This is a genomic window from Nocardia alni, assembly GCF_019038435.1.
GTDB classification, from domain to species: domain Bacteria; phylum Actinomycetota; class Actinomycetes; order Mycobacteriales; family Mycobacteriaceae; genus Nocardia; species Nocardia alni.
The window spans coordinates 39,862-66,190 of the sequence record NZ_JAGPOX010000010.1 but is presented as its reverse complement, the minus strand read 5'-3'; the positions used below and the strand labels follow the sequence as shown (position 1 = coordinate 66,190).

Genomic DNA, 26,329 nt, shown 5'->3' with positions numbered 1-26,329 from the left:
GTAGGCCGCCACGGTGTCGATGCTGCGGTATCCGGGCTCGAGTGCCGGCATCATCGTGGCCGCCGCACCCACGCCATTTCGGCGCAACGTTCCGCGAGCGCGAGGACTTCGACCGCCATACCTCCTTCATCCGATCCCCTCGGCCATGCCACGACCTGGCCGAGGGCCGTCATACCCGACGGGGCCAATCGAATAATTCGACAGCAGTTACCGGAGGCGAGCACGGGCATCGTCAAGGCGTCGGTTGGTCGCCTCGAGCTGATGAGTGGTGCTGATGGTCAACCGGGTGAGCTGGGCGGCATCGAGGCGGCCGCAGATATGGTCCCAGTGCAAGGCGATATCGTCGCCGATCGCGATGTGGTCGTTCGCCGCCGGGGTCATCTGGATCAGGCGTGCGGGCTGTTCGGACAAGGACAGGTGGTAGCCGTCCCACTGCAAACCACTGCCCTGGATCGTCAAGGTCGTTCCGTCGCGTTCGCAGACCCGTGCCCAGGCGATCCGGCAATTGTCGAGGACGTGCAACGGCAGGTCGTCGCGGCCTCGGCCCAGCAGGCGAGTCCACGGATAGATGCCCAGGACGTGGAAGCTGTGATTGGCAGATGCTTCCTGCGACAGGTCCGTGGTCAGGTGCTGCCAATACCCTCCCGCGAGCGGGCCGATGAGCGCGAGGAGGTTCGACAGGAATGTTCCGGGATCGAGATCGTCGCCGATTCCTCCACCGAGCCAATAGGATTCGACCAGGCGCGGGTCGAGCGGATCGGCGATTGCGGTCATCGACGACAGCACCCGCAGGTACGGCCACACACCCGAGAAGCGGCGTGCCACGGTCCGGATCTCGGTGTCGGTTCCGTCGGCCAGAGCCGAGGCGTCGGCGGGACCGCAGTACCCCAGGGCGTTGGGAGCGTATGCGTAGCGCGCGAACAGCTGCGGCCCGCTCACCCCCATCACGATGCCGCCCCCGAGGTCCGCCCGACGCGCCACCGCCGCTCGACATGCCCATACCGCCACACCGCCAGGGCCAGCAGCCAGGTGCCGAGGAACAGCGCCACCACGATCAGGCCCATCGAGCCCAGATTCAGGCCCGCGATCCAGGCCAGCGGGCCGGAGCCGATGCCGCACCGCCCGGCCAGCAGGGAAATGATCTCCTGGCCGCCGATGAGCAGGGCGACGGCTACCGAAAGCCCGGTCACGACCAGGTTGTAGTAGATCTTGCGGATCGGTTCGGCGAAGGCCCAGCCGTAGGCGTAGTTCATGTACGCGCCGTCGAGCGAGTCGAACAGCACCATCCCCGCCGAGAACAGCAGGGGCAGAACGACGATCGCGTACCACGGCATGCCCGTAGCCGCCGCGCCACCCGCGAGCACCAGCAGTCCCACCTCGGTGACGGTGTCGAATCCGAGCCCGAACAGCAAGCCGATCGGATACATCCGCCGCGGCGAACGCACCGCGCGCAGCAGCGGCGCCACCATTCGCGCGAGCGCCCCACGCGACTCGAGCCGCCGCTCCAGTTCGCGCTCATCGCAGCGACCGTGACGCAGCGCGCGCAGCACCCCCGCGATCCCCATGAGCGACACCAGGTTCAGCAGCCCGAGCAGCAACAGGAAGCCGGCCGAAACACCCGTGCCGAGGACGCCGGTCCAGCGTCGAAGGCCCGAATTTCCGTCCTCGATACCGCCGGCCAGGGCCCGCACGCCGAGCCCGAGCGCGAACACCATGACGAATACCACCGTGGAATGCCCCAGCGAGAACCAGAATCCGGCAGTCATCGGTTTCCCGTTGTCGGCCACCAGCTTCCGCGTGGTGTTGTCGATGGCGGCGATATGGTCGGCATCGAAGGCATGCCGCACGCCCAGGGTGTAAGCGGTGAGACCGAGTCCGGCGCCGAAAACCGCGTAATGCCCGGGCACCACCAGGGCGAACAACATCCCCCAGCCCGCCAGATGCAGAGCAGCGACGGTGGCGATCATCCCGAGGACAGCCCGCCGCCGACCGGAATCGTATCCCGACCACACCCGCCTCACCGCCATCCGCATCCTCGCTCCCATCGGTGTTCCCTCCCTGGCCAACCCGGTCAGCAGATCCACGGAACCCGTTCGCTTGCCGCCAGATCCGCCGCTGTCTCACCTCCTGCATCCCCGTCACCTCTCGACGCGTCTGCCGGCAGACCCTTCTCACCTCGACCACCCGGTCAGCACGTCCGAATCCTGCCTACCAGCTGATCCGGCACCGAATCCCGTGCCCCGCCGGAACTTCCGCTCAAACGACTCGATCAACAGAGAGTCGGCCGAACGCAATCAGATCCACCACCAGGTCCCGCCATTCGCATCCTCGCTCCTCTTCTCCACGAGCCAATCAGCAGATCCACGGACCGAGCTCTCGCATCCACCTCCTTCCCCCGTCACCTGCTCGACGAACCGTCAGCAGATTCGCGGAAGTTGTTCGCCCGCAGGCAGGTCCACTACACGGGTACCGCCGAGTGCGGTCCTGGCGACCACCATGCCGGGGTGCTCGTCTACACAGACGCCGATCGCTTGTGCTCGTGCGCCGAGGGGGTGTGCCCGCATCGCCTCGAGTGCGCGATCGGCGTCGTCCGGGGCGACGAAGGCGACCGCTTTGCCCTCGTTGGCGACGTAGAGCGGATCCAGGCCCAGCAGGCCGCAGGCGTCTCGGACGGCACTCGGGATCGGCAGCGCTCGTTCATCCAGGCGTACACCGACATTCGCGAGTTTCGCGATCTCGTTCAGCGCGGCCGCGACACCGCCGCGGGTCGGGTCGCGCAGCACGTGGATGTCGGCGCCGGCGTCCAGGACCGCGGCGACCAGGCCGTGCAGCGGGGCGGAATCGCTGAGTACGGTCGTGCCGAACTCGAGGCCTTCCCGGCAGCTCATCACCGCGATGCCGTGCACACCGATGTCACCGCTGATCAGCACGACGTCGCCGGACCGGGCGCGCCGCGGCTCGATGTCGACACCCGCGGGCACCACGCCGATTCCAGCGGTATTGATGAAAATGCCGTCTCCGTGGCCGGCGTCGACGACCTTCGTATCGCCGGTCACCAGCTTCACTCCCGCCGCGACGGCCGCGGTGCCGAGATGTTCTGCGATCCGGGCGATCTCGGCCAGCGCGGTGCCCTCCTCGAGGATGAATGCGGTGGACAGCACCAGCGGCCGCGCGCCCATCATGGCGAGGTCGTTGACCGTGCCGTTGACGGCCAGCTCGCCGATGGTGCCGCCGGGGAATACCAGCGGCTTCACCACGAACGAGTCGGTCGAGAAGGCCAGTCGGGCGCCGTCCACTTCGATGACCGCCGCATCGCCCAGCCCGGCGTCGGCGGCAGCGCCGAACGCGGGCAGGAAAAGGTGCTCGATCAGCTCGCCCGACATCGCGCCGCCGCCACCGTGCGCCATCACGATGGTCGGCGAATCACGCAGCGGCAGTGGGCATACCCAGCTCCCCGCGTCTATCGTCACCGGCTGTGTTCCGGCCTGCTCAAGCATGAGCCACCTCCGCGGGTTGATCCAGCCGCCGGTACAGGTAGTAGGCGGCGCAGGCTCCTTCGGAGGACACCATGGTGGCGCCCAACGGATTACGGGGCGTGCACTTGGTGCCGAACGCCGCGCAGTCGGTCGGCTTGATCAGCCCCTGCAGCACCTCGCCGGAGCGGCAGATCGAAGACTCCTCGGTGTGCACGTCCTGCACGCTGAACCGGTATTCGGCGTCGTAGTCGCGGTACCGCGGCGACAACCGCCACCCACTGCGCGGAATCACGCCGATGCCGCGCCAGGCCCGATCGGTCACCTCGAACACGTCCTCGAGCATCGCCTGCGCGGCCGGATTGCCCGCGGCCGACACCGCACGCGGATAGGCGTTCTCCAGCTCGTGGCGACCCTCCTCCAGCTGAATCACCGTGCGCCGGATGCCCTCGAGGATATCCAGGGGCTCGAATCCGGTGACCACCATCGGAACCCGGTATTTCTCCGCCAGCGGTGGATACTCATTTGTACCCATCACCGAGCAGACATGCCCGGCGGCGAGGAACGCCTGCACCCGGCAGTCCGGTGATTCCATGATGGCGGCGATGGCCGGCGGAACCAGGACGTGCGAGACCAGCAGCGAGAAGTTCTCGATACCCAGTCGCTGCGCCTGGAACACCGTCATCGCGTTGGCGGGGGCGGTGGTCTCGAATCCGATGCCGAAGAACACCACCTGCTTGTCCGGATTCTGTCCGGCGATGGTGAGCGCGTCCAGTGGTGAATACACCACGCGCACATCGCCGCCCTCGCTCTTGACCCGGAACAGATCCTTGGAACTGCCGGGCACACGCAGCATGTCGCCGAAGGAGCAGAAGATCACCCCGGGTTGCGCGGCGATCTCCAGCGCCTTGTCGATGATCTCGAGCGGCGTGACGCATACCGGACAGCCCGGGCCGTGGATCATCTCGATCTGATCGGGCAGCAGCTGATCGATGCCGTGACGGATGATCGAATGTGTTTGGCCGCCACAGACTTCCATGATGGCCCACCGTCGCGTCGTGGTGGCGCGGATGCGTTCGAGCAGGCGCTGGGCCAGCTCGGGATTGCTGAATTCGTCCAGGTATTTCATCGGTTCACCTCATTGTCGCGAGGACGGAGCAGTGGGATCGGGCAGCCCGGCCTGGCGGGCCGCGCGAGCGAACCCGTCGCCGAACTCCTCCTTCAGCACGCCGAGATGTTCGAACTCGGCCAGCGTGCGCAGCGCCGACTCCTCGTCGAGACGCTGAATGGCGAAGCCGACATGGACGACGACGTAGTCGCCCACGTCGGCATCCGGAATATATTGCAGGCAGACGTCTTTGTGTACGCCGCCGAAATCGACCACCGACATCAGAGTGTCGTCGCGGTCGTAGAGTTCGAGCACTCTTCCCGGGACTGCCAGGCACATGATCTTTTCCTTCCTTCCGCTCAGCGCGCCCCGGCAGCCAGCAGCTGCCCGAGTGCGAGGCCGCCGTCGTTGGGCGGCACTCTGCGATGGGTGATGACGTGGAATCCCTTCTCCTGTAGCTTTTTACGCGCCAACGAGAGCAGCAGGGCATTCTGGAAGACCCCGCCGGACAGGGCCACCGGTACGTCCGGCTCGCCGAAGCGGTGCGCGAGTTCGACGATCAGGTCCGCGACGCCGGCGTGGAACCGGGCGCCGATCAGGCCCGCGCCCGCACCGGTGGCGATATCGGCCACCACCGCGGCGCACACGGGCGCGGGATCGATGCGCGACACTCCCTCGGAGTCCGCGCCGATGATCGCGAAGCAGTAGGCGGGACCGGGCTCGATATCGCGCGACAGGCCCTCCAGCTCAATGGCGGCCTGGGCCTCGTAGTCGGCCACCTGTCGCACCCCGGCCAGGGAGGCCACCGCGTCGAAGAGTCTGCCCATGCTCGAGGTAGGCACGCATCCCAGCCCGGTTTCCAGCTGGTGCAGCAGCACCCGGCGCTCATCGGATGGGCATGCCGCCACCGATGGAATGGACTGCGACCACTCGATGCCGGCCGCGTACAGATGTGTAAGGGCCATCCGGTAGGGCCGATGCACGCTCGCGTCTCCGCCGGGCAGCGGCACATAGGCCAGGTGCGCGAGGCGGCGGAAGCCTTTGTAGCCGGCGGCGAGCACCTCCCCGCCCCAGATCGCGCCGTCGGATCCGAACCCCGTTCCGTCGAAGGCGATTCCGGTGACGGTTGCCGTGTCGGGCAGGCCGTGCTCGCCCATCACCGCGGCGATGTGGGCATGGTGATGCTGAATCGTGTGGACGGGCCGTCCGGCGGCGGCGCGGCGGGCCCACGCGCTGGAACGGTAGCCCGGGTGCTCGTCGGCGGCCAGGCGCTCCGGTCGTACTCCGGTCAGCTCCTCGAGATGCCGCTCGGCGGCCTCGAAGGCGCGCAGGGTGGCCAGGTCGTCCATGTCGCCGATGTGCTGGCTCAGCCAGGCGTAGCGCCCGTCGGCGACCGCGCAGGTGTTCTTCACGTCCGCGCCGACAGCGACGGTGGGTGCGACGGGCATCGGCAGGGACAGCGGTAGTGGTGCGTAGCCGCGAGAGCGGCGGATCGGCAGTTCCTCGCCGTCGACGAGCCGGATCACCGAATCGTCGCAGGGCACCAGGATCCGGCGATCGTGGCCGAGGACGGCCTCGGCCAGCCCCGGAAGGCGTTGTGCGGCATCGTCGTCGGTGTAGCAGATCGGTTCGCCGCCGAGATTGGCCGAGGTCATCACGAGAACGTCGGGGCCGGGCGGATCGCCGGGCAGCCCGAACAGCAGCAGGTGCAGTGGGGTGTAGGCGAGTAATACGCCGAGGTCACGGTTTCCGGGGGCCACGGACGGCGCGAGCGTTCGAGTTCCACGCGGTAGCAGCATGATCGGGCGCTGCGGGCCGCCGAGTGCCGCAGCGGCGGCGTCATCGATCCGCGCGATCGTGCGTGCGGTGTCCAGATCGGGGACCATGACGGCGAAGGGCTTGTCGCCGCGGCGTTTTCTGGTGCGCAGGGTCGCGACCGCGTCCTCGTTGTCCGCGGCGCAGGCCAGGTGGTATCCACCGATGCCCTTGACCGCGATGACTCCGCCGTCGCGCAGCATCTTTCGTGCGGCCGCGAGCGGATCAGCCGTTCCCGGAACGGAATAGGTCAGTGTGGGCCCGCAGTCCGGGCAGGCGATCGGCTGGGCGTGGAAGCGGCGGTCGGCGGGATCGTGGTACTCGCGGGCGCATCGCTCGCACATCGCGAAATCGGCCATCGAGGTCCGGTCGCGGTCGTACGGGAGGCTCGCGATGATCGTGAATCGGGGGCCGCAGTTGGTGCAGTTGATGAACGGGTGGCGGTACCGGCGGTCGGTGGGATCGATCAGCTCGCGGGCGCAGTCGGCACAGATCGCTACATCCGGAGATGCCAGCGTGCGACCGCCGCCACGGGTGGTGCCGGCGATGCGGAAACCGGTGCCGCCGCGCACAGGAAGTTCGGTGCGTTCGATCGATTCGATCACCGCCAGCGGCGGCGGCCGGTGCCGCAGCCGGGCGGTGAACTCGTCCACTGCGGCGGGCGCGCCCTCGATATCGATGATCACCCCGGCGCTGTCGTTGGCAACGCTGCCGGTGAGCGCCAATTCGGCAGCCGTACTGTAGACGAACGGCCGGAATCCGACGCCCTGCACGACACCGCGCACGAGCAGTCGGCAGCGACCGCGATCGGCCGTCATGGTTCGTCGCCTCGGCCCGGTAGTCGCGGAACCTCCGGGCCATCGCGAGCATCAGCCACGTCGGTCCGCTCAACGGCCGACCCCGTTGCCTCGCGACCGGCCATCACGGATCCTCACCCCGACCCAGTAGTCGCAGGCCCGCCAGTGCCTCCCGCGCGCCTGCCTCGTCGGTCCGCTCGACCGCCAGCCCCATGTGGATGATCACCCACTCCCCCGGCTGTACCGGATCATCTTGCAGCAGGCCGATATTCACCTTTCGCTTCTCGCCCGAGACGTCGACGAGGGCTAGTTGACGGTTGTAGCCATCGACGATCTCGACGACGCGGCCCGGGATTCCGAGGCACATGTCTCACACCTCCGCTCGTTGCGCCCGTAGGTCCGCCAGCACCCGGTCCACGGCCTCGATCGCTGGATCCAACGCTGCCGCAACGGGATCGGTCAGTCCGATCGCTTCCGCGATCGACAGCACCTGACACCCGACGACCACGGTGGGCGGCATCTCGCCGCCCAGGGCCCGCACCCCGGCGAACACCGCGGCCGGATCCATGCCGTGCGCGTCCAGCTCGGCCGGGTGGTCCCGGTCGGGTTCGGCTCGCACCACTTCGAGGGTTCCGGGACTGCCCCGATTCGGGACGGCGTCGACGAGTACCAGTGCCTCCCATGGTTCCAGCAAGTCGTAGGCCAGATGCATACCGCGGATGCCGTAATCCACGATGCGCACGGACCCGTCGCGCGCCGGGGGCATCCGCCGCACCACTTCGGGGCCGAAGCCGTCGTCGCCGAGAAAGATGTTGCCGATCCCGGCCACCAGCACCCGGGCCGTCACATGCGTCGCATCCGCAGGTAGCGGCGCATGTCAGGGATCGACCGCACGCCGACCGCCGCGCCGCATACGACCGCCACCACGACGATCACCACCGCGATGATTCCCACGATATCCATGGGTCCTCCTTTCCTGATGCCCGCGCCGGCGGGCCGTGCGGTGTTCAGTTGCCCTGTCCTTCCAGCGGTTCCAGCTCATCCGGGTCGAAATACAGGTAGCGCCCGTACCATTCGTGCAGATCGGCCCCGGGATCGTCGAGAATGACCACGCCCACGTGGGTTCGGCCGTCGACGTCGGCGTGCACGGAGGTGACGCGCGCGTCCCTGCCGTCGAAGAACATGTCGTGAATGTCCGCGCGCTTGTTCGGATGCAATCGAACCCGGCTCCCGTGACTCACCAGCACCCCCGCGATGGGCACGGCATCCGACCCGGGCCGTACAGCCTCGTCGGCCGCTGGGTCCCACCAGTCCACACCGAGCGGGACTTCGGGAATCGGATGCGCCTGCCCAGGGTCCGGATCACCCGGCACACGATGCCGTCCTGCCAGCTCCTCAGCCGACATCCCCGGCAACCAGCCGCCCTCCCCAGCGTCCGGCACATGTGTGATGTCACGCCGTTGGTCGGGGTCCTCGTCCGGTATCGCACCGGAGTTCGCTTGCACCGCATCATCGGGCGCCCGGTCGCTCCCGTCCACGCTCGACGAACTCTCCGGAGTCGGCCGCGTCCGCCCGACATCCGCGGCCCGAACGATGCCGCGCGGGCGCGCCAAGCCCCCAGCCGTCAGCACCTCGTAATCCAGCCGTACCGCGTTGTCGGCCAACGGATCCCACCCGTCCACACTGGGCGGAATCTCTGGGGTCCGCCGCGTCCGCCCGGCATCCGTATCCCGCACGGTGCCGCGCGCGCTGGGCGAGGTCGCCGGGTTCGAGTCGGTCTGGCCGAGCTCGGCTCCGCGCCACCCCACGAAATCCTCGGTCATCATCGCGGTTGAATCCGACCGTACCGCGTTGTCTGCCAACGGGTCCCAGCTGCTCCGGCCGGGCGTAACCTCCGGGATCGAGTGAGCCTGCCCCGCGTGCGGGTCGCGCAGGATGCCGTGCAGTCGGGCCAGATCCTCGGCCGTCATCGCGTCGCAGCGGTCGACGATGCGGGCCGCGCGCGGGTCGGTCGCGCGGGCGGACGCCTTCTCCTCGTCGGTCATCGTCATCACGCGCAGGGTCAGGATCTCGTCGATTTCGGTGAAGTCGTAGAGCGGTTCGGTGCTCTGGGGGGCGATCTCGGGGTGGTCGTAGAGGATGATCGGCGAGATCAGCAGCAGGGTGTGGTCGCCGGGCGCGCCGGCCAGCACGGGGAAGCAGCGACGCTGGATGCAGCGCGCCACGGCGGCCTCGGCGGGCGGCGGCGGTTCCAGCAGGGAGACGAACTCCGCGCCGCTCACCTCGGCGATCACGTGGGCCCCGATCAGCGAGCGGGCGATCGCGTCGCGCTGGTCGGCAGCGGGCTCGCCGGTGTTGCGCACGGTCATCGCGAGGCGCAGGTATCCACCGTCCGGTTCGACGGTCAGCTCGAACTCGCCGTGGAGGGCGTGGCGGGTGCGCACGATCGCTCCGGCAGAGCCCGAGGCGGGAGCGTCGATGGTCTCGATATCGGTGTCGCCGGGTATCTCGATCGGCTCGGTCATGGCCGTAGGGGCGCACGGGCCGATGGTGATCTCCTGTTCGACCGCCTCGTCCCAGTCCAGCCAGGCCCTTCCTGCGACGGCCAGCTCCGGCACGGACGCACCCGTCGCGTCGCGGATGCCCCGATGCTGCAGGTGCAGGAACCGGACCGCGATCCGCAGTTCGCAGTCGCCTGCCGCTTTCACCAACGCCTGCCCGCTCACCTCGCTGTCCTCCCCCAGTCCCGCCGCATGCGCGCCCGGCGGCCCGAGCACGCCGAACTGCCACCGGGAACGGTTCTTTCGCGCATCGGCACGGTATGGATACAGCAGATAGCCCTCGTAGAGCACCGCGTCGGCTACCGCGCGGGCGCGTTCCCGGCCGGTACTCATGCCGACTCACCCGCCGCCGTGAGCAGGCGCTCGACCGTATCGTCGAATCCGAGCAGACCGTGCTCGGCCTTGTACGCGGTAAGTGCGGCCAAGGTGTCCTCACGCAGCCGCAACCAGCCCGCGTTCGGGAAATGGGCCGCCATCAGATCCCGCCATACCGACACCGGCATCTCGTAGCGGTCCTCGCGATCCCAGGGAATCTGCTGAATCGCGAACCCCTGACTGCCACGGATGAACACCGTGCCACTGAACAGAAACAGCAGCGGCACCGTGCCCTCGCGCAGCGCGTGCAGATATTTCGAGCCCGCGACCTCCAGGTCGTACGTGCACGACATCGGCAGATCCACCTCGGCGCCACCACCGAACCCGGGAATGGTTGTCGCACAATGCATCCACAGAAACGACCGCTGGGTCTGCGCCCACCGCTCCCGCGACCCGAACAGATCCAGCAGCCCCTCCCCCTCGGCCTCGGTATAACCACGCCGCCCCGGCTCGATCCGTACCTGCGCGCGCAACGCGATCGCATGCACGGGATCGTCACCGACCGAAGTGATTCCGACCCGCGCCGAGAGGATCGGCGTGACGGCATACGGCTCAGGACGGATGTCCAGGACCGCGAACGTAGTGGAGTAGGCCGGGCTCATGGTGCGCCCCCTGAAGCCGTAACTCCCTGTCCCGCCGCGTCGCCCGATCCGCCCGCATCGCACGGTCCCGCTACGCCACTCGCCCGAACCCCGTCGACCGAGCCCGCCGTATCACCCGGCCACGCCACATCGCCCTGTCCTGCTGCGTCACTCGCTCCCAACGTGTCGCTCCGACGCGTCGTACCGCTCGGCGGCACCGTGTGGCCCGACCTCGCATCGCGTGGCCGCGCGCGAGCCGACACCGCCGCGAAGAACTCTTCGATGTATCGGCGTACCTCCGAACCACCGTCGAAACCGTGCCACTGCAACCGGATCCGGCCGACGAATTCGTAACAGGCATCGATCGGTAGCAGCAGGCATTGCGCCCCGGCGGCGTCTCGGTCGGGTACCCGGATCAGTAGGGCCTCGACATCGTCGGCCAGATCGGCGAATTCGTGGTGGTTGTCCACGAATGCCTGCCAATCGCTCAGGGGTAGTTCCGATTCGGTGGCGCCGGCCGGGCCGGGGTACAGGGCGACCGTGCGGTCGGCGGCCGAGTTGCGGAAGAAGAAGGCCAGGCCGACCGGGATCTCGAGGGCGTCCCATTCCGGGAGGGTCAGGGCGAAGTCGGGGAACGATATGTATCGGTCGGGGACCGCGCGGTAGCGCAGGGCGGCGTCGCGGTCGGTGAACAGGAGGTAGCAGCCGCGGCATACGCACATCAGTTGTCGCGCTTGTACATCGACGACGTGCTGATGTTCGTCGGCGATCGATTCCGCGCACATCTCGCAGCGCTCGCCCGCCGCGGGCAGGGGGCGGCGGTCGGTGGCGATTCGGCGCAGGGCGCGCACGGCCGGATTCATCCGCCCACCCCCACCGGAACCGCGACCGACAGCTCCCCGGAACGCACCAGGACCGGGAATGGCTCCAGGTGGCCGTCGCCGTCCAGGCGCGCGCCCGCGTGCACGACGTCGAAGTGGGCGCGGCAGCTCGGGCAGCGCAGGACGGGATCGCCCGCGCCCAAGCCGCGGTGCAGTGCGGCGCCGGCCAGTGAGCGCGCGCAGACCGGGCAGCGGTCGCGGTAGACGTAGGTCTCCTCGCCGATCCGGCAGGCCAGCACCGTCGTCCCGGACACCGCGAAGCCGCCGACCTCACCGGGGGCCAGCTGCGCCAATTCCGGTGCGACTACCCAGTTTCCGCCGGAACGCACGTGCGAGAACAGCGAATCGGCCGCGATCACCGCGGCATCGGGCTCGGCCGCGACGGCCTCGATCGTGGCGATCTCCGGCGCCGCCGCGCGGACGGCGTCCTCGACCGCCAGCTCCAGGGTCACCGAGGAGGACGGGCAGGACCGGCAGCTGCCGGTCAGTTCGAGGCGGACCACACCGTCGCCGGTGATCTCCAGCAGGCGCACGTCACCACCGTGTGAGCCCAGATACGGACGCACGCTGTCCAGTGCGCCGGCGACCCGGGTGCGCACGTCGTGCGGATGCATCCCGTGCACCAGCAGCAGGCTGGCGACGAGATCGTCGTCGGCCAGCCGGCGCGCGGTGACCTCGTCGAGGCCCTCGAAGATGCGTCGCAGGCCCGCACCGTAGAGGTCCACGACCTCGCCGACGAGCGCCTCGGCCCGCTCCCGGGCCAAGCCGCCGCTCGCCGCGCAGGCATCGAGCAGATTCTCGATGCGCTCGCCCGCGCTACGCCACCGATCCTCGTCGGTCGCGACGCCGGGCCTATCGTCGTCGGGGCGCGTGATCACCGCCTCCTCTCCACTGCGAACCGGCCGCCGCGACGGCGTAGAACTATCCGGCGGTCAGCGTCTGGGTCGGTGAGTGCAGGGTGTCCAGCGTCTTGCCATTGCCGAGGTACATGTGCACACCGCACGGCAGGCAGGGATCGAAACTGCGCACGGTGCGCATGATGTCGATGCCCTTGAAGTGCTCGCGATCGTTCTCCTCGAAGATCGGCTGGCCCTGCACCGCGTCCTCGTACGGCCCGGGAGTCCCGAAACTGTCGCGGGGGTTGGCATTCCACGGCGTCGGCGGATACGGGTGATAGTTGGCGATCTTGCCGTCGCGGATGACCATGTGATGCGACAGCACGCCACGCACGGCCTCGGTGAAGCCGCAGCCGATGCCCTCGTCGGGCACGTCGAACTTCTCCCAGGTCTTGGTCCGGCCGGCGCGGATCTCCACCAGCGCCTGCTCGGCGAAATGCAGTGCGCACGCGGCCGCATAGGCCTGGAAGTAGGTGCGAGCCCGGTTGCGTTCGATGGTGTTGCTACCGTGCGCCGGGATCGTCCACTCGAACTCCACCGGCCCCTTCAGCGCGGTCTTGGGCAGGTTGATCTGCACACTGTGCCCGGTCGAGCGGACGTAGCCGACGTCGACCAGACCGGCCAGCGCCGTCGACCACAGCCGAGCCAGCGGACCACCGCCGGTGTCGAGCGCCAGATGATCCTTGCCGTCGAACCAGCGCGGCGACATCACCCAGCTGTACTTGTCGTCCATGTCGCGCTTCTGCGGCTTGGGGTTGGTGTGCTGGTTCCAGGGGTGCCGCCGGTCCACCGGATTGCCCAGCGGATCGGTCTTCACGAACATCTCCTGATCGGTCCAGTCCTCGTAATACGAACTGCCCAAAAGGATTCGGATGCCCAGATTGATATCGACGAGGGAGGTGGTAACCAGTTCCCCGTCCACCACCACGCCCGGGGTCACGAACATCTTGCGACCCCACTGCTCCATATCCTTGTAGGCGAAGTTGCACACTTCCGGATCCTGGAACGAGCCCCAGCAGCCCAGCAGCGTGCGCCGCAACCCGACCTTCTCGTACCCGGGAATCGCCTCGTAGAAGAAGTCGAACAGGTCGTCGTGCATCGGCACGACCTTCTTCATGAACTCCACGTACCGCATCAGCCGGGACATATAGTCGGTCATCAGCTGGATGGTGGCCACCGTGCCGACGCCGCCGGGATACAGCGTGGAGGGATGCACGTGCCGACCCTCCATGAGGCAGAACATCTCTCGCGTATAGCGGCTGGTCTGCAGAGCCTCACGGTAGAACTCTCCGGTGAACGGATTGAGCGCTTCCATGATGTCGGCGATCGTGCGGTAGCCATGCATCGCCGCGTGCGGCGCCTCGGTCCTGCGGGCCTGGGCGAGCACACTCGGATTGGTCTCGGCGACCATCTTCTCGCAGAAATCGACGCCGACCAGATTCTCCTGGAAGATGTTGTGGTCGAACATGTATTCCGCGGCCTCGCCCAGATTGACGATCCACTCGCCGAGATGCGGGGGTTTCACACCGTAGGCCATATTCTGGCAGTAGCAGGAGCAGGTGGCGTGATTGTCACCGCAGATGCCGCAGATACGGCTGGTGATGAAATGCGCGTCGCGTGGATCCTTGCCGCGCATGAAGATCGAGTATCCGCGGAAAATCGAGGATGTGCTGTGGCATTCGACCACTTCCCGATTCGCGAAATCAATTTTGGTGTATATGCCGAGGCTGCCCACGATCCGGGTGATCGGGTCCCACGCCATTTCGACGAGCGAATCCGGCTCGATCTTCTTGTGTGACGCCTCCGGGATGATCTGTGTCATCTGGAGATCCTCCTACCACGTGCGCGTCGCGCCCGTTTCCAATTTCTCGCCCGTATGCCGCCAATGCGGCTCCTTGTCGACCGTGCGCTCGGTGATGTGCCGCAGGCTGCGAATCATCGATCCGTACAACCCCGATGCCGCGGACGAGAGCTTTCCACCCGGCGGCTCATCCATGAAAGGCATGAACTTGTCCGGGAATCCAGGCATGGTGCAGCCGATGCAGATACCGCCGACATTGGGGCATCCGCCCACACCGTTGATCCAGCCACGTTTGGGCACATTACATTTCACGACCGGACCCCAGCATCCGAGTTTCACGATGCACTTCGGCGAGCCGTATTCGTGGGCGAAGTCGCCCTGCTCGTAGTATCCGGCGCGGTCGCAGCCCTCGTGCACGGTCGCCCCGAAAAGCCAACGGGGACGCAGGGATTCGTCTAGCGGGATCATCGGGGCCTGATCCGTCGCCATATAGAGCAGATAGGTCAGCGTCTCGGACAGATTGTCAGGCTGAATCGGGCACCCGGGTACACAGACGATCGGGATGCCGGCCTTGGACTTCCAATCCCAGCCCAGATAGTCCGGAACTCCCATCGCACCGGTCGGATTACCCGCCATCGCATGAATTCCGCCGTAGGTGGCGCAGGTGCCGACCGCGACTACCGCGGTGGCCTTCGGCGTCAGCCGGTCCAGCCATTCGCTCGTGGTCATCGGCTGATTCGTCTCGGGGTTGTTTCCGAAACCACACCAGTAGCCGTCGCCGTGCAGCCGCTCGTTCGGGATCGAACCCTCGACGACCAACACGAACGGCTCGAGTTCACCCCGGTCGGCCTTGAAGAACCATTCGAGGAAATCATCCGCCCCGCCGGTCGGGCCGCATTCGAAATCGATCAGCGGCCAATGCACGGCGATTTTCGGCAGGCCGGGCAGCGCGCCGAGTGCGATCTCCTCGATACTGGGCTGGGTAGCGGCTGTCAAAGCCACCGAATCACCGTCACAACTGAGGCCTGCGTTGATCCATAGAACATGTATCAGCGTTTGTTCGGCTTTAACTGCTTCCTGTGTAGGCATAGCGCTTCTTCCCGAGCCGGGCGGGGAGCTGGCCAGTCTGGCTCGAAGGCGTTTCAAACTGTGATACAGACCACATCAGTTTATGCTTGCGTGACCCGAACCTCAATGGATGAGCCGGTGATCAAATTATGGCGGCGACTCAGCCAGTCGTACCAGTCGCCCAGCCCCTCGCCCGTCGTGGCCGACAACGCCAGTACCGGAACACCCGCGTTGATCGTTCGCGCATGGCGCACACAGGCATCGAGATCGAAGTCGACGTAGGGCAACAGGTCAATCTTGTTGATCAGCACCAGTCCTGCCGCCGCGAACATGTGCGGATACTTCAGCGGTTTGTCGGTGCCCTCGGTGACCGAGATGATCACGACCTTCGCCTGCTCGCCGAGGTCGAACAGGGCCGGGCACACCAGATTCCCGACATTCTCGATGAAGACCACGCTCCCGGTGGCCGGGTCCAGTGAATCCAGTGCACGCCTTGTCATTTCGGCGTCCAGGTGGCAACCCGCGCCGGTATTGATCTGCACGACCCGGCATCCGGTCGCCTCGATCCGCCGGGCGTCCAGCAGGGTCTCCTGATCTCCCTCGACGACGCCGATCGGGATGTCGGCGCAGTCGCGGATGGTGCGTTCGAGCAGGGTCGTCTTGCCGGCGCCGGGTGAGCTGGTCAGGTTGAGGGCGAGGATGTCGCGCTCGGCGAACCAACGCCGATTGCGTTGGGCCAGTTCGTCGTTCTTCGCCAGCACTTTTTGTTCCAGGATCACGGTCTCCGTCGCCGGGTGCGCGTGGGCGTGATCGTGCGGATGGTCGTCGCCCCCGGCATGATCGCCGTGGGTGTGTCCATCGGCGTCGCTTCCGTGGTCGTGCACATGGTCGTGGTCTCCGCGCTGATCATGCTCGCGCGGTCCGGTGATCACCGCTCCGCCGTCGCCTCCGCATCCGCAGGTCGCGCACATGAATCACTCACCTCCATCGAACGAATTCGCAGATCTCTCCCCCCGCTGATATCGATATCCGCACTTCCGCACTCGCACAAGGGAATCGCGTCACGCAGGGTGAACTCGCGGCCGCAGGATCGACACGCCGCCCGGGCGGGCACGTCCTCGACGATCAACTCCGCACCCGCGGCGAGGGTATCCTCCGCCGCCAGCTCGAAACAGAATCGCAGAGCGTCCGGCACCACCGCGCACAACGCTCCGACCGCGACGGTCACGCGATATATTCGCCGACCCGCCGCATGCTCACACGCCCCGCCCACGATCCCCTGTGCGATTGCCAGTTCGTGCATGAGATATCTCGATTCCTCGGATATCCGTCGGCCACTCGACCGCCGACGCACTCAGCGTACTCCCGCGCGGTGTGCCCGGACGACGCTTTGTCACCGCTGTTCACCGGCGAGAGGCACTGGTAAGGCGGACCCATCGTCAGTCCACAACCCAGGCCCGGACCTCCGCAGGTCCGCGTCACGCCTCGCGCGACGCGTCGCGCGGTGATATCGGGTCGGCGTCGCTCGCCTGCGCCGTGCGTCCGGCGGCCTGGATCGGCACGGCCGCGGGATAGTATCCGCACTGGACACCTTCCCGGCACCGCCCGCCGAGGACCCCGACGCGATAAGGTACGCGACGCGGGCTCAGCCGAGGGCCGCCTGGAATCGCTCGCGAAGGTCGGTGAGCCGTTCGATCGGTTCATTCGCGAAAACCAACCGTAGATAATTCGCACCGCGTGGGCCCCAACCGTCCATCGGAGTGGCAGCGATCCTGCCCCGCCGGAACAGTCGCTGGGACGCCTGCGTCGCGGACAGGCCCAAGGCCGCCGTATCGATGAGCAGTGACCAGCCGCCGCGCGGCGGAATGCAGGGGTAGTCGCTCAGCTCCCGAAGGATCCTGTCGCTACGCTGCTGCCAGATACGGGTGGCCGCGGCGACATCGCCGTCGGCGTCGGGGGCGTTCAGAGCGGCGGCGACCGCCTGCTGCGAGATTCCGACCTGGCACACGACGTTGGCCATGCCGACCAAACTGATGTCGCTCATGATCTCGGCGGGGCCCACGACCCAGCCGACCCGCCAGCCGATCATTCGCAGTTCCTTCGACGCCGAACCGATGGTGATCGTCCGCGGGGCGAGTCCGGGGTGACTGGCCGGGTGGTCCGGGGGTTGCCCGTCGAAGCGGATGCGTTCCATCGCCGCGTCGTAGACCACCCAGCAACCGTGGGCGGCCACCGCCTGGGCGATCGCGTCCCAATGCGGGCGGCCCAGCAGCCCTCCGGTGGGCATGGCCGGCGACATGGCCAGCACGGCAGCGGTATTCGGCCCGATCGCGGCGGCGAGTTCCGCGGGGTCGGTCTCCCATCCGGAGGGCGTCGCAGTGCACGGCACATGGCGTGGGATCGCACCGGCGAGGCGGATTCGGTTGATCAGCCCGGCGTAGATCGGATCGGCGATGACGACTTCCTGCCCGGGCTCGCTGATCGCTAGCAAAACATTGAGCACACCGTTGAGACCGCCTGCCACACTGACGCATTCGGTCGCGGGATCGTACCGGCGCCCACTGATCCTGCCGACATGCGACGCGGCCGCCTCACGCAACGCCGCGTGGCCCTGAAATGGCAGGTAGCTGTTGGCGTCGTCGTCTTCGATCGCGTGATGAGTGACCTCGACAGCGACCTGCGGCGGCCGGAGGTCGGTGTCGAGATTTTCCAGGCGCAGCAGGTCGGGATCCGCGGCGGCGTCCGCCGCGTCGCCGATTTCGTCGACTCCGATCCCGGGTATGTGCGCAAGCCGGGACACGCTCATGTCGGCAACTTCCTCTATCTCACTCAACCGATACAACGTACCAATATAATGGAACGATGAACATCGCGCGCCAGATCGGGCACAACACCCGGCGACTGCGGGAGGCCGCCGGTCGTTCGCTGGCCGACCTCGCCACCAGCGCCGGCCTGAGCAAGACCACGCTGCATGCCATCGAACAGGGCGAAGCGAACCCCACACTCAGCACGTTGTGGTCGCTGGCGACCGAACTGGAGGTTCCGCTGGGCACACTGCTCGACAGCGCCTCGCCCGAAGGCACCGTGGTTCGCGCCGGCGAGGGGCCGCGTGTCGCCGGCGAATCGGTACACGCCCGGCTGCTGCATCGCATTCACGCGCCCGGATGGATCGAAGTGTACGAACTCGACGTCACGTCCGACCGCCAGCACTCGCGGGCTCATCTGCGCGGGGTCGAGGAATGCCTGATCGTCACCCGCGGCCGGGTCGAGACCGGCCCGAGCGAGGCGCCGACGACGCTCGACGCCGGGGATTCGGTGCACTTCGACGCCGCACAGCCACACGTCTACCAGGGCCTGGAGGATGCCAACGACGCGATCCTGATCATGATCCACCACTGAACCCGGCAACCGTGGCGATGTGGGACAGTGGATCGACACGATGGCCTGCCGGCAGTTTGCACGTACACTGTCGACATGTATTCGCGCGGTGTGCATTTCGTGGGAAGTTATCCTGCCGAAAGCACCGGCGCGGCGATGCGGGCCATGCTGGACGGCGCAGGTCCGCTGCTGCGCACTCTGCCGACCGGCGAGACACGGCGTTACGAGTACTACATCCGCCCGATCGTGGAAGATCTTGTCACCCAGGGGATGCTGGAGGTTCGCAAGCCCGGCCAGTGGCGGACGCTTCGCGACATACCGAGATACCGCCTCCCGGGCAGGACGACACCGGCCGGGGATCTCATGGATCTCGGCTACCACCGGGAGGCCGCCGAGGCCATGCCCGTATTCGCCGCGCTGCGTGACGCATACGACAGAGAGGACCTCGCGCTGCAGATCGGCATGCCGACCGATCTCGGCTTGGCGGGCATCGCACTCGGCATGCGGGGCATACGGCGATCCCAGCGAAAGGGCTTCGTCGACGCGACGATCCGCGATATCGCCGCGATCGTCCAGTCACTCGGCGAGAACGTCGTCATCCAGCTGGAAGCCCCGGCGGAATTGGCGCTCATGGCACTGAGCCAGCCACTGCACCGAACGGTGGAGCGAATGATGGCGTTGGCCGAGGGAATCACCGCGCTCGCCGCCGCGGCTCCGGCACGCACTCGCCTCGGAGTGCACCTGTGCCTCGGCAGCCTGCACAACAGGGGAATACCGCTGCGCACCGCACGACCACTCGTCGACCTGACCAATTCCATTGTGCGCCACTGGCCATCGGGCCGAACACTGGAGTACGTCCACGCTCCGTTCGCCGCGGGCGCCAAACCACCGGCGGCCAGCGGCCGCTTCTACGCGCCGCTGGCCGACCTGTCGCTGAGTGAGGGCACCCGGTTCTACGCGGGCTTCGTACACGAGTCACCCACCGAGACCGAACAGCGAAAGACATTGCAGTCCATAGAGAACGCACTCGGTCGCCGCGTCGACGGCGTCGCCTGCTCGTGCGGGCTCGGCCGCCGTCCGCGCCACATCGCCGACGCCCTCGTGGCCCGCGCCGCCGTCCTGGCCGGTTCGTGAACAGTGGCTAAGCGGCCTACCGTGCCGAGTAGCCGCCGTCGACCAGATGGTAACTGCCGTTGACGAAGGACGCGCGGTCCGACAGGAGGAAGGCGATCAGCTCGGCCACTTCCTCGGACTGGCCGAGGCGGCCCTGCGGGTGCAAGGCGACAAGCTGCTCGTGCTCGGGCGCAGGAGTTTCGGCCAGCAGCGGTGTCTCGATGAAGCCCGGGCCGACGGCGTTGACGCGCAAGCCTTGTGGTGCGTACTCGAGCGCCGCGGTCTTGGTGAGTCCCACTACGCCGTGCTTGGCGGCGACGTAGGCGGGTGAACCCGCGAAACCGTTGGTGCCCAGGATCGATGACACGTTGACGATCGCACCCGAGCCCTGCGCGGCCATGACAGGCAGCTCGTACCGCATGCCGTAGAAGACGCCGCTGAGGTTGGTCGCGATCACTTTGTCCCAGGCCTCGATCTCGTATTCGCCGGTGGGCAGTGCCGGGCCGCCGATCCCGGCGTTGTTCACCGCGAGGTCGAGACGGCCGAAGGTTTCCACCGCGAACGTCACGGCCGATTCCGAACCGGCCGGGTCGGAGACGTCGATCCGCGGGGTCGCCACGACCTTGGCAGTGGCGGCCAGCCGCTCGGCGACGGTACGGGCCTGGTCGGCGTTGTAGTCGGCGATCACGACAGCGGCCCCGCCCGCGGCCAGTCGTTCGACGACGGCCAGGCCGATGCCGGACGCGCCGCCGGTGACGAGTGCGGTCTTACCGGAGAACTCCGTAGCATAGTCGAGAGCGTTGTGGCTCATGATGATTCGTCCTTTCCTGATGTTCGGTCGATGATGTGCGGCGGCTCCGGGGGCAGCAGTGCGCCCAGGGAGTCGAAGTACATGCGCAATACGGTGGGCAGCGACGCGGGATCATGCTCACGCCCCCACGCGGTGAGTGCGGCGGTCAAGGTGCCCGCGCCGATGCCGACGGCCACGGCGGGACGCGGATCGACGTCGGGGTCGACACCGATCCGCTCGGCCAGAATTCGCACCGACTCTTCCTGTGCGTCCACGCGAATCCGCTGATACGCCGCGAACAGCGTCGGCTCGTGGTCGATGGCGCGAAACAGCGCGTGCCGGCGCGCCCAGTCGAGTTCGGGACCGATATCGCGAAATCCCAGCGCGGTGGCTCGGTCGTAGGCGGTCAGCAGGGATTCGCCGGCGGGCCGCTCGCGCAGCGCTCGGTTGATCCGGTGGCCGTCGGAGCGGATGTGGTCCAGAACGGCATCGGCTCGATCGATGAAGTGACGGCTGAACGTGCGTCGGGTGACACCCGCTCGCGCCGCGATCTCCTCCACCGTGAACGCCGGTAGGCCGCGTTCCAGCAACAGGTCGAGCGCGGCGGCTGCCATGGCCGCCCGAGATCGGCGGCTGCGTTCGTGCCGCCGGTCGCTGATCTGCCGTTCGCTGGTCACGACTCCAATCTAGTCATAAATTGTCCCACTGGGACAATATGTGCATAAGCTCACCCGCAGCCGAGTACCACCACTGGCAACGGTACCGCTAACCGCTGGGCGGGCGAGGCACTCCGGCATCGCTCGATCGGATCGATACCAGCGATCAGTGGACGCGATGCCGGACAACCTTGCTCACCCCCGGGATCATCGGGCTGACTGGGCTCATGACAACGCACGATGGAAACCGTGAGCCCGCCGCGAGCGGGCCGTTGCCGCGCCGCGTGGTAACCGGGCACGGCTCCGGCGGCAGGTCGATCGTGGTGTCCGATGGGCCGATCCCCGTCAGTCGCGAATTGCCCGGCGAGGGCGTCCTTTTCCATGAAGTCTGGAACACCGAGGGCGCCCCGGCGCCGATCACCGCCCTCGAACCGGACGAGCCGACGCGGCGCACACTGGCCGTTCCGCCGCCCCCGCGCGGCACGAAGATCAGGATCAACGAGTTCGCCCCCGGCCATCTGGACGAGCGGGGCCTCCAGTCGCCGGTGCACCGGACCGCGTCGATCGACTACGGAATCGTCCTGTCCGGCGAAATCACTTTGATACTCGACGAATCCGAGGTCACGCTGCGCACCGGCGACATCGTCGTACAACGCGGCACCAACCACGCCTGGGCCAACCGCGGCGCCGACATCGCCCGGGTGGTCTTCGTTCTCGTCGGCGGCGCGTTCGACGACGCACTCGCGGCCACCCTGCCCGACGGCCTCGCCGGGCTCATGCGCGGCGGCCCGCGGGACTGACGGCGATTCATCGAAACCTCCCGCACCGCAACCGAAAAGGAAGCCCGATGTTCGAATACTTTCCCGGGAACTACATCTGGAACCTGAGCGTCGCCGCCACCCTCAACAGCGGCGGGCTCATCGATGAGGTCGACCGCGCCTGCCGACCGATCCGCGAGGCCGCCGCGCGGGGTGAGGACGCCGGGACCCGGGAGTTGCTGGCGGCTTGGACCGCGCTGACCGAAACCGCGGTGGCGCGGGCCGAAACCGCCGAGAAGGCAGGGCATCTGCGTTCGGCCGGCAAGCTGTACACCCGGGCCACCAATTATCTGTGCCAGGCCGAGCGCATGCAGAGCGCCTCCTCGCCGCAGCGGCTCGACACCTACGGGCGGGTTCTGGAGTTGCAGCAGAAGGCATTCGACACCGTCGACCACCGCACCACTCGGGTGGCGATCCCGTTCGAGGGCACAACGCTGCCCGCCTACTTCCACACAGCGCCCGCCGCCGACCACGGGCGGGTACCGGTGCTGATCCTGTGGAACGGCCTCGACAGCACCAAGGAACACATCTACGCGTCCTTCACCCACGAGGAACTCGCGGCCCGGGGCATCTCCACCCTGATGGTCGACACACCGGGCAGCGGCGAGGCACTTCGACTGGGCGGCTTGACATCCCGCATCGAGACCGAGGACTTCGCCACCGCGTGCGTGGACTATCTGGAGACCCGCGAGGACGTCGACACTGCCCGCATCGGGCTCGCGGGCTGGTCGCTGGGCGGCTACTACGCTCCCCGCGCCGCCGCGTTCGAGAAGCGGCTGGCACTGGTGGTGGCCTGGGGCGCCAACCACAACTGGGGCGCGGTGCAGCGACGACGGCTGGAGCGCGAGGGTGAACGCCCGGTGCCGCACTACTGGGAGCATGTGCTGTGGGTGTGGGGTTTCGACACCGTCGAGGAGTTCATCGCCTATGCCGACGGCGTCCACCTCGACGGGATCGTCGAGCGGATCACCGTGCCGTTCCTGATCGTGCACGGCGAGGGCGACCGGCAGATCCCGGTCGACTACGCCCACCGCTCCTACGACCAGGCCGTCAACAGCCCCAAACGCGAACTGCGCATATTCACCGCCGCCGAGGGCGGCGCCGAGCACATCGGCCTGGACCATCTGCCGTACGTGCGCGATTACATCGCCGATTGGGTCGCCGACAGATTCGCTGTCTGCGCCGCCGAGTAAAGGAATTCTTGCTGTCGTTCGCTGTCCAAGCACTGACCGGTCATCAGTTCGGCTGTACGTTGCCCCGGCGGATTGGGATGCGAGTCACGGGCAAAGCGTCACCAACAACGCACTGCTGAGGACGAATCCGCTCGAGACATCGTCCGGCAGGAAGCCCAGCGGTGGGATCCGGTCGTGTGATGCGTGCGCGGTGAGGCCGCTTCGGAGACCAGCTCATCGCCGTTGCGATACGCCGAATCGTCGGACACCGGGAACGCGATCACCGGTGCGAGAATCCGCGCACTGCCCGATGCTCCAACGCCGCAAACGAATCCGATCGAGCCGTCTTCGGGAAGATGACTCAGCGGGTGGCGTCGGCGATCCGCTTGTGCGAAACGTGTGCGGTGAGGCCGCCGTCGATCACCAGTTCTGCGCCGTTGTAGTACGCCGAATCGTCGGAGATCAGGAAGACGATCGTCGGTGCGATATCCGCGGGCTGCCCGATGCGGCCGAGTGGGATCTCGGTCAGGGCGGCTCCCGTGAAGGCCGGTGACGCCGATGCCATGAGCGGGGTGTCGATCAGGCCCGGCATTACCGCGTTGACTCGAATTCCCCTCTCCCCCAGCTCGAGTGACGCCGAACGGGTCAGGCCCCGCAGCGCCCACTTACTGGCGGTGTAGGCGGCGGCCGCATGTCCGGCCAGCGCGGCGACCGAGCAGATGTTCACGATCGATGATCCGGCCCGCATCAACGGCACGAGTGCCTGGATGCCCAATAGCGGTCCGGTGACGTTGATGTCGAAGGTTCGCTGCCAGGTCTCCAGGGATACGTTCGGCAGCCGTTCCCGGGCGGCCACGCCCGCGTTGTTGACCAGAGCGTCAACTCGCCCGTACTCGACGGTGAGCCACTGCGCGAGCCGCTTCCAACCTTCGGCGTCGGTGACGTCGAGCGTGCGACGGGTCACGGCGTCAGGTGTCGCTCCGCTGAAGGGCAGCACGTCGGTCGCCACCACTGTCGCACCGGCGACGGTGAGTGCTTCGACCTCGGCCGCGCCTTGGCCTCGGGCAGCGCCGGTGATGACGACGATCTTGTCAGCGAGCCGACGGGCCGGTGCACTGCCGAGCCAACTGGCCGATTCACAAGATGGCCGACCGGCCGATTCACCAGACTGTCGACCAGCTGATTCGCCAGTCAGCCGTACGGCCGTCTCACTGGCCGTCTCGCCGCCGGACTCGGATGAGCTAGCCAAGGACCGACCCTCCCCCGTCGACGACGATGTTCGCGCCGCTGATCCACGAGGATTCGTCGGAAGCCAAGAAGACCGCGGCGTTGACGATGTCCTCGGGCTGACCGTGACGGCCCAGCGGTATCCGATCCAGCACGACCTTGCGCATCCGCTCCGGTGGATCGGCCAACATCGGTGCGGTATTGGGGGTTTCGGTGAGGCCGGGGCTGATCACATTGGCTCGGATGCCATGCGGACCGCCCTCCACGACCAGTTGCAGGGTCAGCGCGATCACACCGCCCTTGGCAGTGCTGTGCGCGTTCTGCGCCATGAACTCCACGCCGCGCAACGCGGCGATCGATCCCACATTGATCACCGAGCCGCCACCGCACGACTTCAGGTGCGGCCACGCGGCTTTCACCGTGTAGAAGACCAGGTTCAGCTCGTTGCGCATGGTGAAATCCCAGTCCTGGACCGACAGTTCCTCGATCGGCGCGAACCGCTGGGTGGACGCGTTGTTGTAGAGGATGTCGATCCCGTCGTAGGTCGCGACCGCGGCATCGACCCAGGATCGCGCCTCCTCGGCGTCCCCGAGGTCCACCCCGCCCATCACCGTGATCTCACCGCCCTCGGCGCGCACCAACTTCTCGGTCGCCGCCGCGCTGTCCCGATCGATATCGCAGCCCACCACCCGAGCGCCCTCCGCGGCGAATCGGCGCGCGGCGGTGACGCCTATGCCGCCGCCGACCCCGGTGATCAGCGCGATCTTGCCTTCGAGCCGACCGGTCATCAGAGCATCACCGCCCGAATATGTTTCACCACAGACAGATTCATGCCGAAGCTTCCTGAGTCGTGTGACGCCGGGCCGGGGCGACCGGCGACGGCACATCACCGGCCGCCACGATCGTGTTGCGGACGGTTCCCAGCCGATCGATGGTCATCTCCACGACGTCACCCACCGACAGCGGCGGTGGAATCAGCGATCCGGAGCGCCCCCAGGACTCGGCCAGCGCCCCCGAGGCACACGTTCCCGAGGCGAGCACTTCACCGGCCTTCACCCAGGAGGCACGTGAACCATGGGACACCAGCTGCTCGAAGGACCAGCCCATATGCCCAGAGCGGTCGCCGCCCACTCGCTCACCGTTCACCGTGACGCTCATCTCGAGGTCGAGGAACCCGTCGGCATCCCGGCAGTCCTCCAGTTCATCGGCCGTGACGACCCAGGGCCCGATCGTCGTCGCGAAATCCTTACCCTTGGACGGGCCGAGTTTCAGCGTCATCTCCCTGCTCTGGACGTCACGGGCGGACCAATCGTTCATCACGCAGTAGCCGCCGATCGCGGTGCGCGCCTGCGCCGGGGTGACGTTCCGCGCGTCCCGGCACACGATCGCCGCGATCTCGAGCTCGAAATCGAGCCGTTCGGTGTCCGGGGGCATCGCGATGTCGTCGTAGGGCCCGGTCACCGCGTGCGGCGCCATGAACAGGAATACGGGAGCCTCGTACCACTGCGCGGGCGGCCCCGGATTGCCATGGCCGCGTTCCATTCCGTCCACGTGCGCCTCGAAGGTGAGGAAGTCACGCATCGCCACCGGATACACCGGAGCGAGCAGCACCACCTCCTCGGACCGCAGCCCGTCACTCCGAACCGCCGCCTCGGCCAACCCCTCACGTTCGGCCGAACCCGTTGCCAGCAGGGTGATCATCTCGGTGCCCGCGGCGAAGGGGTGGATCGACCACCGGTCCTCGTCCCCGACGACCAGGCCCACACGACGAGTCCCGGCAGGCTCGTCGATGCGCCGGAATGCTGCCAGTCGCATCGGA

The 26,329-nt window shown here is 67.3% G+C and carries 25 protein-coding genes and 2 pseudogenes; 4 read left to right on the top strand and 23 right to left on the bottom strand.

From position 1 onward, the window contains the following. Positions 1-207: 207 nt before the first annotated feature. The 18 genes and pseudogenes from JZ791_RS06420 to JZ791_RS06340 all read right to left on the bottom strand — a co-directional run bounded on the left by JZ791_RS06420 (position 208) and on the right by JZ791_RS06340 (position 18,189). The gene (locus JZ791_RS06420; protein WP_216893282.1) at positions 208-945 is read right to left on the bottom strand and encodes a DUF6390 family protein; all 738 of its coding nucleotides are present in this window, start codon (positions 943-945) and stop codon (positions 208-210) included. Continuing rightward, on the bottom strand, positions 945-2,027 hold the full coding sequence (gene nicT / locus JZ791_RS06415) for a Nickel transporter NicT (protein WP_216893242.1): 1,083 nt from the start codon (positions 2,025-2,027) through the stop codon (positions 945-947). Before nicT ends, JZ791_RS06420 begins: the two co-directional genes overlap by 1 nt. A 390-nt stretch (positions 2,028-2,417) precedes the next feature. Next, the gene (gene hypE, locus JZ791_RS06410) at positions 2,418-3,497 is read right to left on the bottom strand and encodes a hydrogenase expression/formation protein HypE (RefSeq protein ID WP_216893241.1); all 1,080 of its coding nucleotides are present in this window, start codon (positions 3,495-3,497) and stop codon (positions 2,418-2,420) included. Further along, a complete protein-coding gene (hypD, locus tag JZ791_RS06405; RefSeq protein WP_216893240.1) occupies positions 3,490-4,602 on the bottom strand; it encodes a hydrogenase formation protein HypD in 1,113 nt (370 codons plus the stop codon). The genes hypE and hypD overlap by 8 nt, the downstream gene beginning before the upstream one ends. A gap of 9 nt (positions 4,603-4,611) precedes the next feature. Beyond that, positions 4,612-4,920: a HypC/HybG/HupF family hydrogenase formation chaperone gene (locus JZ791_RS06400; protein ID WP_216893239.1), complete on the bottom strand. Its 309-nt coding sequence runs from the start codon at positions 4,918-4,920 to the stop codon at positions 4,612-4,614. 20 nt (positions 4,921-4,940) lie between these two features. Beyond that, positions 4,941-7,214 carry a carbamoyltransferase HypF gene (gene hypF / locus JZ791_RS06395; RefSeq protein WP_216893238.1) on the bottom strand — a complete coding sequence of 758 codons (2,274 nt, stop codon included), beginning with the start codon at positions 7,212-7,214 and terminating at the stop codon, positions 4,941-4,943. 103 nt (positions 7,215-7,317) lie between these two features. Then, positions 7,318-7,560, bottom strand: coding sequence for a HypC/HybG/HupF family hydrogenase formation chaperone (locus JZ791_RS06390; protein WP_216893237.1), 243 nt, complete (start codon positions 7,558-7,560; stop codon positions 7,318-7,320). A gap of 3 nt (positions 7,561-7,563) precedes the next feature. Then, a complete protein-coding gene (locus JZ791_RS06385) occupies positions 7,564-8,040 on the bottom strand; it encodes a hydrogenase maturation protease (protein ID WP_216893236.1) in 477 nt (158 codons plus the stop codon). Further along, positions 8,037-8,156 (bottom strand): DUF6893 family small protein, encoded by a 120-nt coding sequence (locus JZ791_RS47150; RefSeq protein ID WP_438804483.1) that lies wholly within the window; start codon positions 8,154-8,156, stop codon positions 8,037-8,039. Before JZ791_RS47150 ends, JZ791_RS06385 begins: the two co-directional genes overlap by 4 nt. Positions 8,157-8,200: 44 nt before the next feature. After that, positions 8,201-8,599: pseudogene (locus JZ791_RS06380) on the bottom strand (hypothetical protein); the annotation flags it as partial. Positions 8,600-10,083: 1,484 nt separating this feature from the next. Continuing rightward, positions 10,084-10,731: a DUF6084 family protein gene (locus JZ791_RS06375; RefSeq protein ID WP_216893235.1), complete on the bottom strand. Its 648-nt coding sequence runs from the start codon at positions 10,729-10,731 to the stop codon at positions 10,084-10,086. A gap of 227 nt (positions 10,732-10,958) precedes the next feature. Continuing rightward, positions 10,959-11,573, bottom strand: a pseudogene (locus JZ791_RS06370) (DUF5947 family protein); the annotation flags it as partial. Further along, complete coding sequence (locus JZ791_RS06365; protein WP_308162803.1) at positions 11,570-12,469, bottom strand: NifU family protein; 900 nt, start codon at positions 12,467-12,469, stop codon at positions 11,570-11,572. The pseudogene JZ791_RS06370 and the gene JZ791_RS06365, both read right to left, overlap by 4 nt. A gap of 43 nt (positions 12,470-12,512) precedes the next feature. After that, positions 12,513-14,309, bottom strand: coding sequence for a nickel-dependent hydrogenase large subunit (locus JZ791_RS06360; RefSeq protein WP_216893234.1), 1,797 nt, complete (start codon positions 14,307-14,309; stop codon positions 12,513-12,515). Positions 14,310-14,321: 12 nt separating this feature from the next. Next, positions 14,322-15,377, bottom strand: coding sequence for an NADH-quinone oxidoreductase subunit B family protein (locus JZ791_RS06355; protein ID WP_216893233.1), 1,056 nt, complete (start codon positions 15,375-15,377; stop codon positions 14,322-14,324). A gap of 80 nt (positions 15,378-15,457) precedes the next feature. Next, a complete protein-coding gene (hypB, locus tag JZ791_RS06350) occupies positions 15,458-16,327 on the bottom strand; it encodes a hydrogenase nickel incorporation protein HypB (protein WP_216893232.1) in 870 nt (289 codons plus the stop codon). Further along, a complete protein-coding gene (locus tag JZ791_RS06345) occupies positions 16,285-16,659 on the bottom strand; it encodes a hydrogenase maturation nickel metallochaperone HypA/HybF (protein ID WP_216893231.1) in 375 nt (124 codons plus the stop codon). The genes hypB and JZ791_RS06345 overlap by 43 nt, the downstream gene beginning before the upstream one ends. Positions 16,660-17,001: 342 nt before the next feature. Next, positions 17,002-18,189, bottom strand: a complete 1,188-nt coding sequence (locus JZ791_RS06340) for a pyridoxal phosphate-dependent aminotransferase (protein ID WP_216893230.1) — start codon at positions 18,187-18,189, stop codon at positions 17,002-17,004. A 29-nt stretch (positions 18,190-18,218) separates the two neighbouring features. Here JZ791_RS06340 and JZ791_RS06335 point away from each other — a divergent pair, with 29 nt between their 5' ends. Both JZ791_RS06335 and JZ791_RS06330 read left to right on the top strand, forming a co-directional pair. Further along, positions 18,219-18,755, top strand: a complete 537-nt coding sequence (locus tag JZ791_RS06335; protein WP_216893229.1) for a helix-turn-helix domain-containing protein — start codon at positions 18,219-18,221, stop codon at positions 18,753-18,755. 75 nt (positions 18,756-18,830) lie between these two features. Then, the gene (locus JZ791_RS06330; protein WP_254205290.1) at positions 18,831-19,868 is read left to right on the top strand and encodes a hypothetical protein; all 1,038 of its coding nucleotides are present in this window, start codon (positions 18,831-18,833) and stop codon (positions 19,866-19,868) included. A 16-nt stretch (positions 19,869-19,884) separates the two neighbouring features. On the opposite strand, the gene JZ791_RS06325 is transcribed toward JZ791_RS06330, so the two are convergent. After that, a complete protein-coding gene (locus JZ791_RS06325) occupies positions 19,885-20,658 on the bottom strand; it encodes an SDR family NAD(P)-dependent oxidoreductase (protein ID WP_216893228.1) in 774 nt (257 codons plus the stop codon). Beyond that, a complete protein-coding gene (locus JZ791_RS06320; protein ID WP_216893227.1) occupies positions 20,655-21,314 on the bottom strand; it encodes a TetR/AcrR family transcriptional regulator in 660 nt (219 codons plus the stop codon). Before JZ791_RS06320 ends, JZ791_RS06325 begins: the two co-directional genes overlap by 4 nt. Positions 21,315-21,520: 206 nt before the next feature. Here JZ791_RS06320 and JZ791_RS06315 point away from each other — a divergent pair, with 206 nt between their 5' ends. Then, positions 21,521-22,093 carry a cupin domain-containing protein gene (locus tag JZ791_RS06315; protein ID WP_216893226.1) on the top strand — a complete coding sequence of 191 codons (573 nt, stop codon included), beginning with the start codon at positions 21,521-21,523 and terminating at the stop codon, positions 22,091-22,093. Positions 22,094-22,140: 47 nt separating this feature from the next. Continuing rightward, a complete protein-coding gene (locus tag JZ791_RS06310) occupies positions 22,141-23,304 on the top strand; it encodes an alpha/beta hydrolase family protein (protein WP_216893225.1) in 1,164 nt (387 codons plus the stop codon). Between the two features lie 340 nt (positions 23,305-23,644). Here JZ791_RS06310 and JZ791_RS06305 read toward each other — a convergent pair whose 3' ends face one another. The 3 genes from JZ791_RS06305 to JZ791_RS06295 are packed head-to-tail and all read right to left on the bottom strand — an operon-like array spanning position 23,645 to position 26,325. Next, positions 23,645-24,532: an SDR family NAD(P)-dependent oxidoreductase gene (locus JZ791_RS06305; RefSeq protein WP_438804482.1), complete on the bottom strand. Its 888-nt coding sequence runs from the start codon at positions 24,530-24,532 to the stop codon at positions 23,645-23,647. Continuing rightward, positions 24,525-25,298, bottom strand: coding sequence for an SDR family NAD(P)-dependent oxidoreductase (locus JZ791_RS06300; RefSeq protein ID WP_216893224.1), 774 nt, complete (start codon positions 25,296-25,298; stop codon positions 24,525-24,527). Before JZ791_RS06300 ends, JZ791_RS06305 begins: the two co-directional genes overlap by 8 nt. A gap of 40 nt (positions 25,299-25,338) precedes the next feature. Beyond that, positions 25,339-26,325 (bottom strand): fumarylacetoacetate hydrolase family protein, encoded by a 987-nt coding sequence (locus tag JZ791_RS06295; RefSeq protein ID WP_216893223.1) that lies wholly within the window; start codon positions 26,323-26,325, stop codon positions 25,339-25,341. Between the last annotated feature and the right edge of the window lie 4 nt (positions 26,326-26,329).

Bases quoted from the DNA above. Each gene is read 5' to 3' on its own strand.
- hypE (WP_216893241.1), bottom strand. From the start codon at position 3,497: ATGCTTGAGCAGGCCGGAACACAGCCGGTGACGATAGACGCGGGGAGC.
- JZ791_RS06310 (WP_216893225.1), top strand. From the start codon at position 22,141: ATGTTCGAATACTTTCCCGGGAACTACATCTGGAACCTGAGCGTCGCC.
- JZ791_RS06420 (WP_216893282.1), bottom strand. From the start codon at position 945: ATGGGGGTGAGCGGGCCGCAGCTGTTCGCGCGCTACGCATACGCTCCC.
- JZ791_RS06335 (WP_216893229.1), top strand. From the start codon at position 18,219: ATGAACATCGCGCGCCAGATCGGGCACAACACCCGGCGACTGCGGGAG.
- JZ791_RS06390 (WP_216893237.1), bottom strand. From the start codon at position 7,560: ATGTGCCTCGGAATCCCGGGCCGCGTCGTCGAGATCGTCGATGGCTAC.
- JZ791_RS06325 (WP_216893228.1), bottom strand. From the start codon at position 20,658: ATGAGCCACAACGCTCTCGACTATGCTACGGAGTTCTCCGGTAAGACC.
- JZ791_RS06330 (WP_254205290.1), top strand. From the start codon at position 18,831: ATGTATTCGCGCGGTGTGCATTTCGTGGGAAGTTATCCTGCCGAAAGC.
- nicT (WP_216893242.1), bottom strand. From the start codon at position 2,027: ATGGCGGTGAGGCGGGTGTGGTCGGGATACGATTCCGGTCGGCGGCGG.
- JZ791_RS06300 (WP_216893224.1), bottom strand. From the start codon at position 25,298: ATGACCGGTCGGCTCGAAGGCAAGATCGCGCTGATCACCGGGGTCGGC.
- JZ791_RS06355 (WP_216893233.1), bottom strand. From the start codon at position 15,377: ATGCCTACACAGGAAGCAGTTAAAGCCGAACAAACGCTGATACATGTT.
- JZ791_RS06315 (WP_216893226.1), top strand. From the start codon at position 21,521: ATGACAACGCACGATGGAAACCGTGAGCCCGCCGCGAGCGGGCCGTTG.
- JZ791_RS06360 (WP_216893234.1), bottom strand. From the start codon at position 14,309: ATGACACAGATCATCCCGGAGGCGTCACACAAGAAGATCGAGCCGGAT.
- JZ791_RS47150 (WP_438804483.1), bottom strand. From the start codon at position 8,156: ATGGATATCGTGGGAATCATCGCGGTGGTGATCGTCGTGGTGGCGGTC.
- JZ791_RS06295 (WP_216893223.1), bottom strand. From the start codon at position 26,325: ATGCGACTGGCAGCATTCCGGCGCATCGACGAGCCTGCCGGGACTCGT.
- hypB (WP_216893232.1), bottom strand. From the start codon at position 16,327: ATGTGCGCGACCTGCGGATGCGGAGGCGACGGCGGAGCGGTGATCACC.
- JZ791_RS06400 (WP_216893239.1), bottom strand. From the start codon at position 4,920: ATGTGCCTGGCAGTCCCGGGAAGAGTGCTCGAACTCTACGACCGCGAC.
- hypF (WP_216893238.1), bottom strand. From the start codon at position 7,214: ATGACGGCCGATCGCGGTCGCTGCCGACTGCTCGTGCGCGGTGTCGTG.
- hypD (WP_216893240.1), bottom strand. From the start codon at position 4,602: ATGAAATACCTGGACGAATTCAGCAATCCCGAGCTGGCCCAGCGCCTG.
- JZ791_RS06375 (WP_216893235.1), bottom strand. From the start codon at position 10,731: ATGAGCCCGGCCTACTCCACTACGTTCGCGGTCCTGGACATCCGTCCT.
- JZ791_RS06345 (WP_216893231.1), bottom strand. From the start codon at position 16,659: ATGCACGAACTGGCAATCGCACAGGGGATCGTGGGCGGGGCGTGTGAG.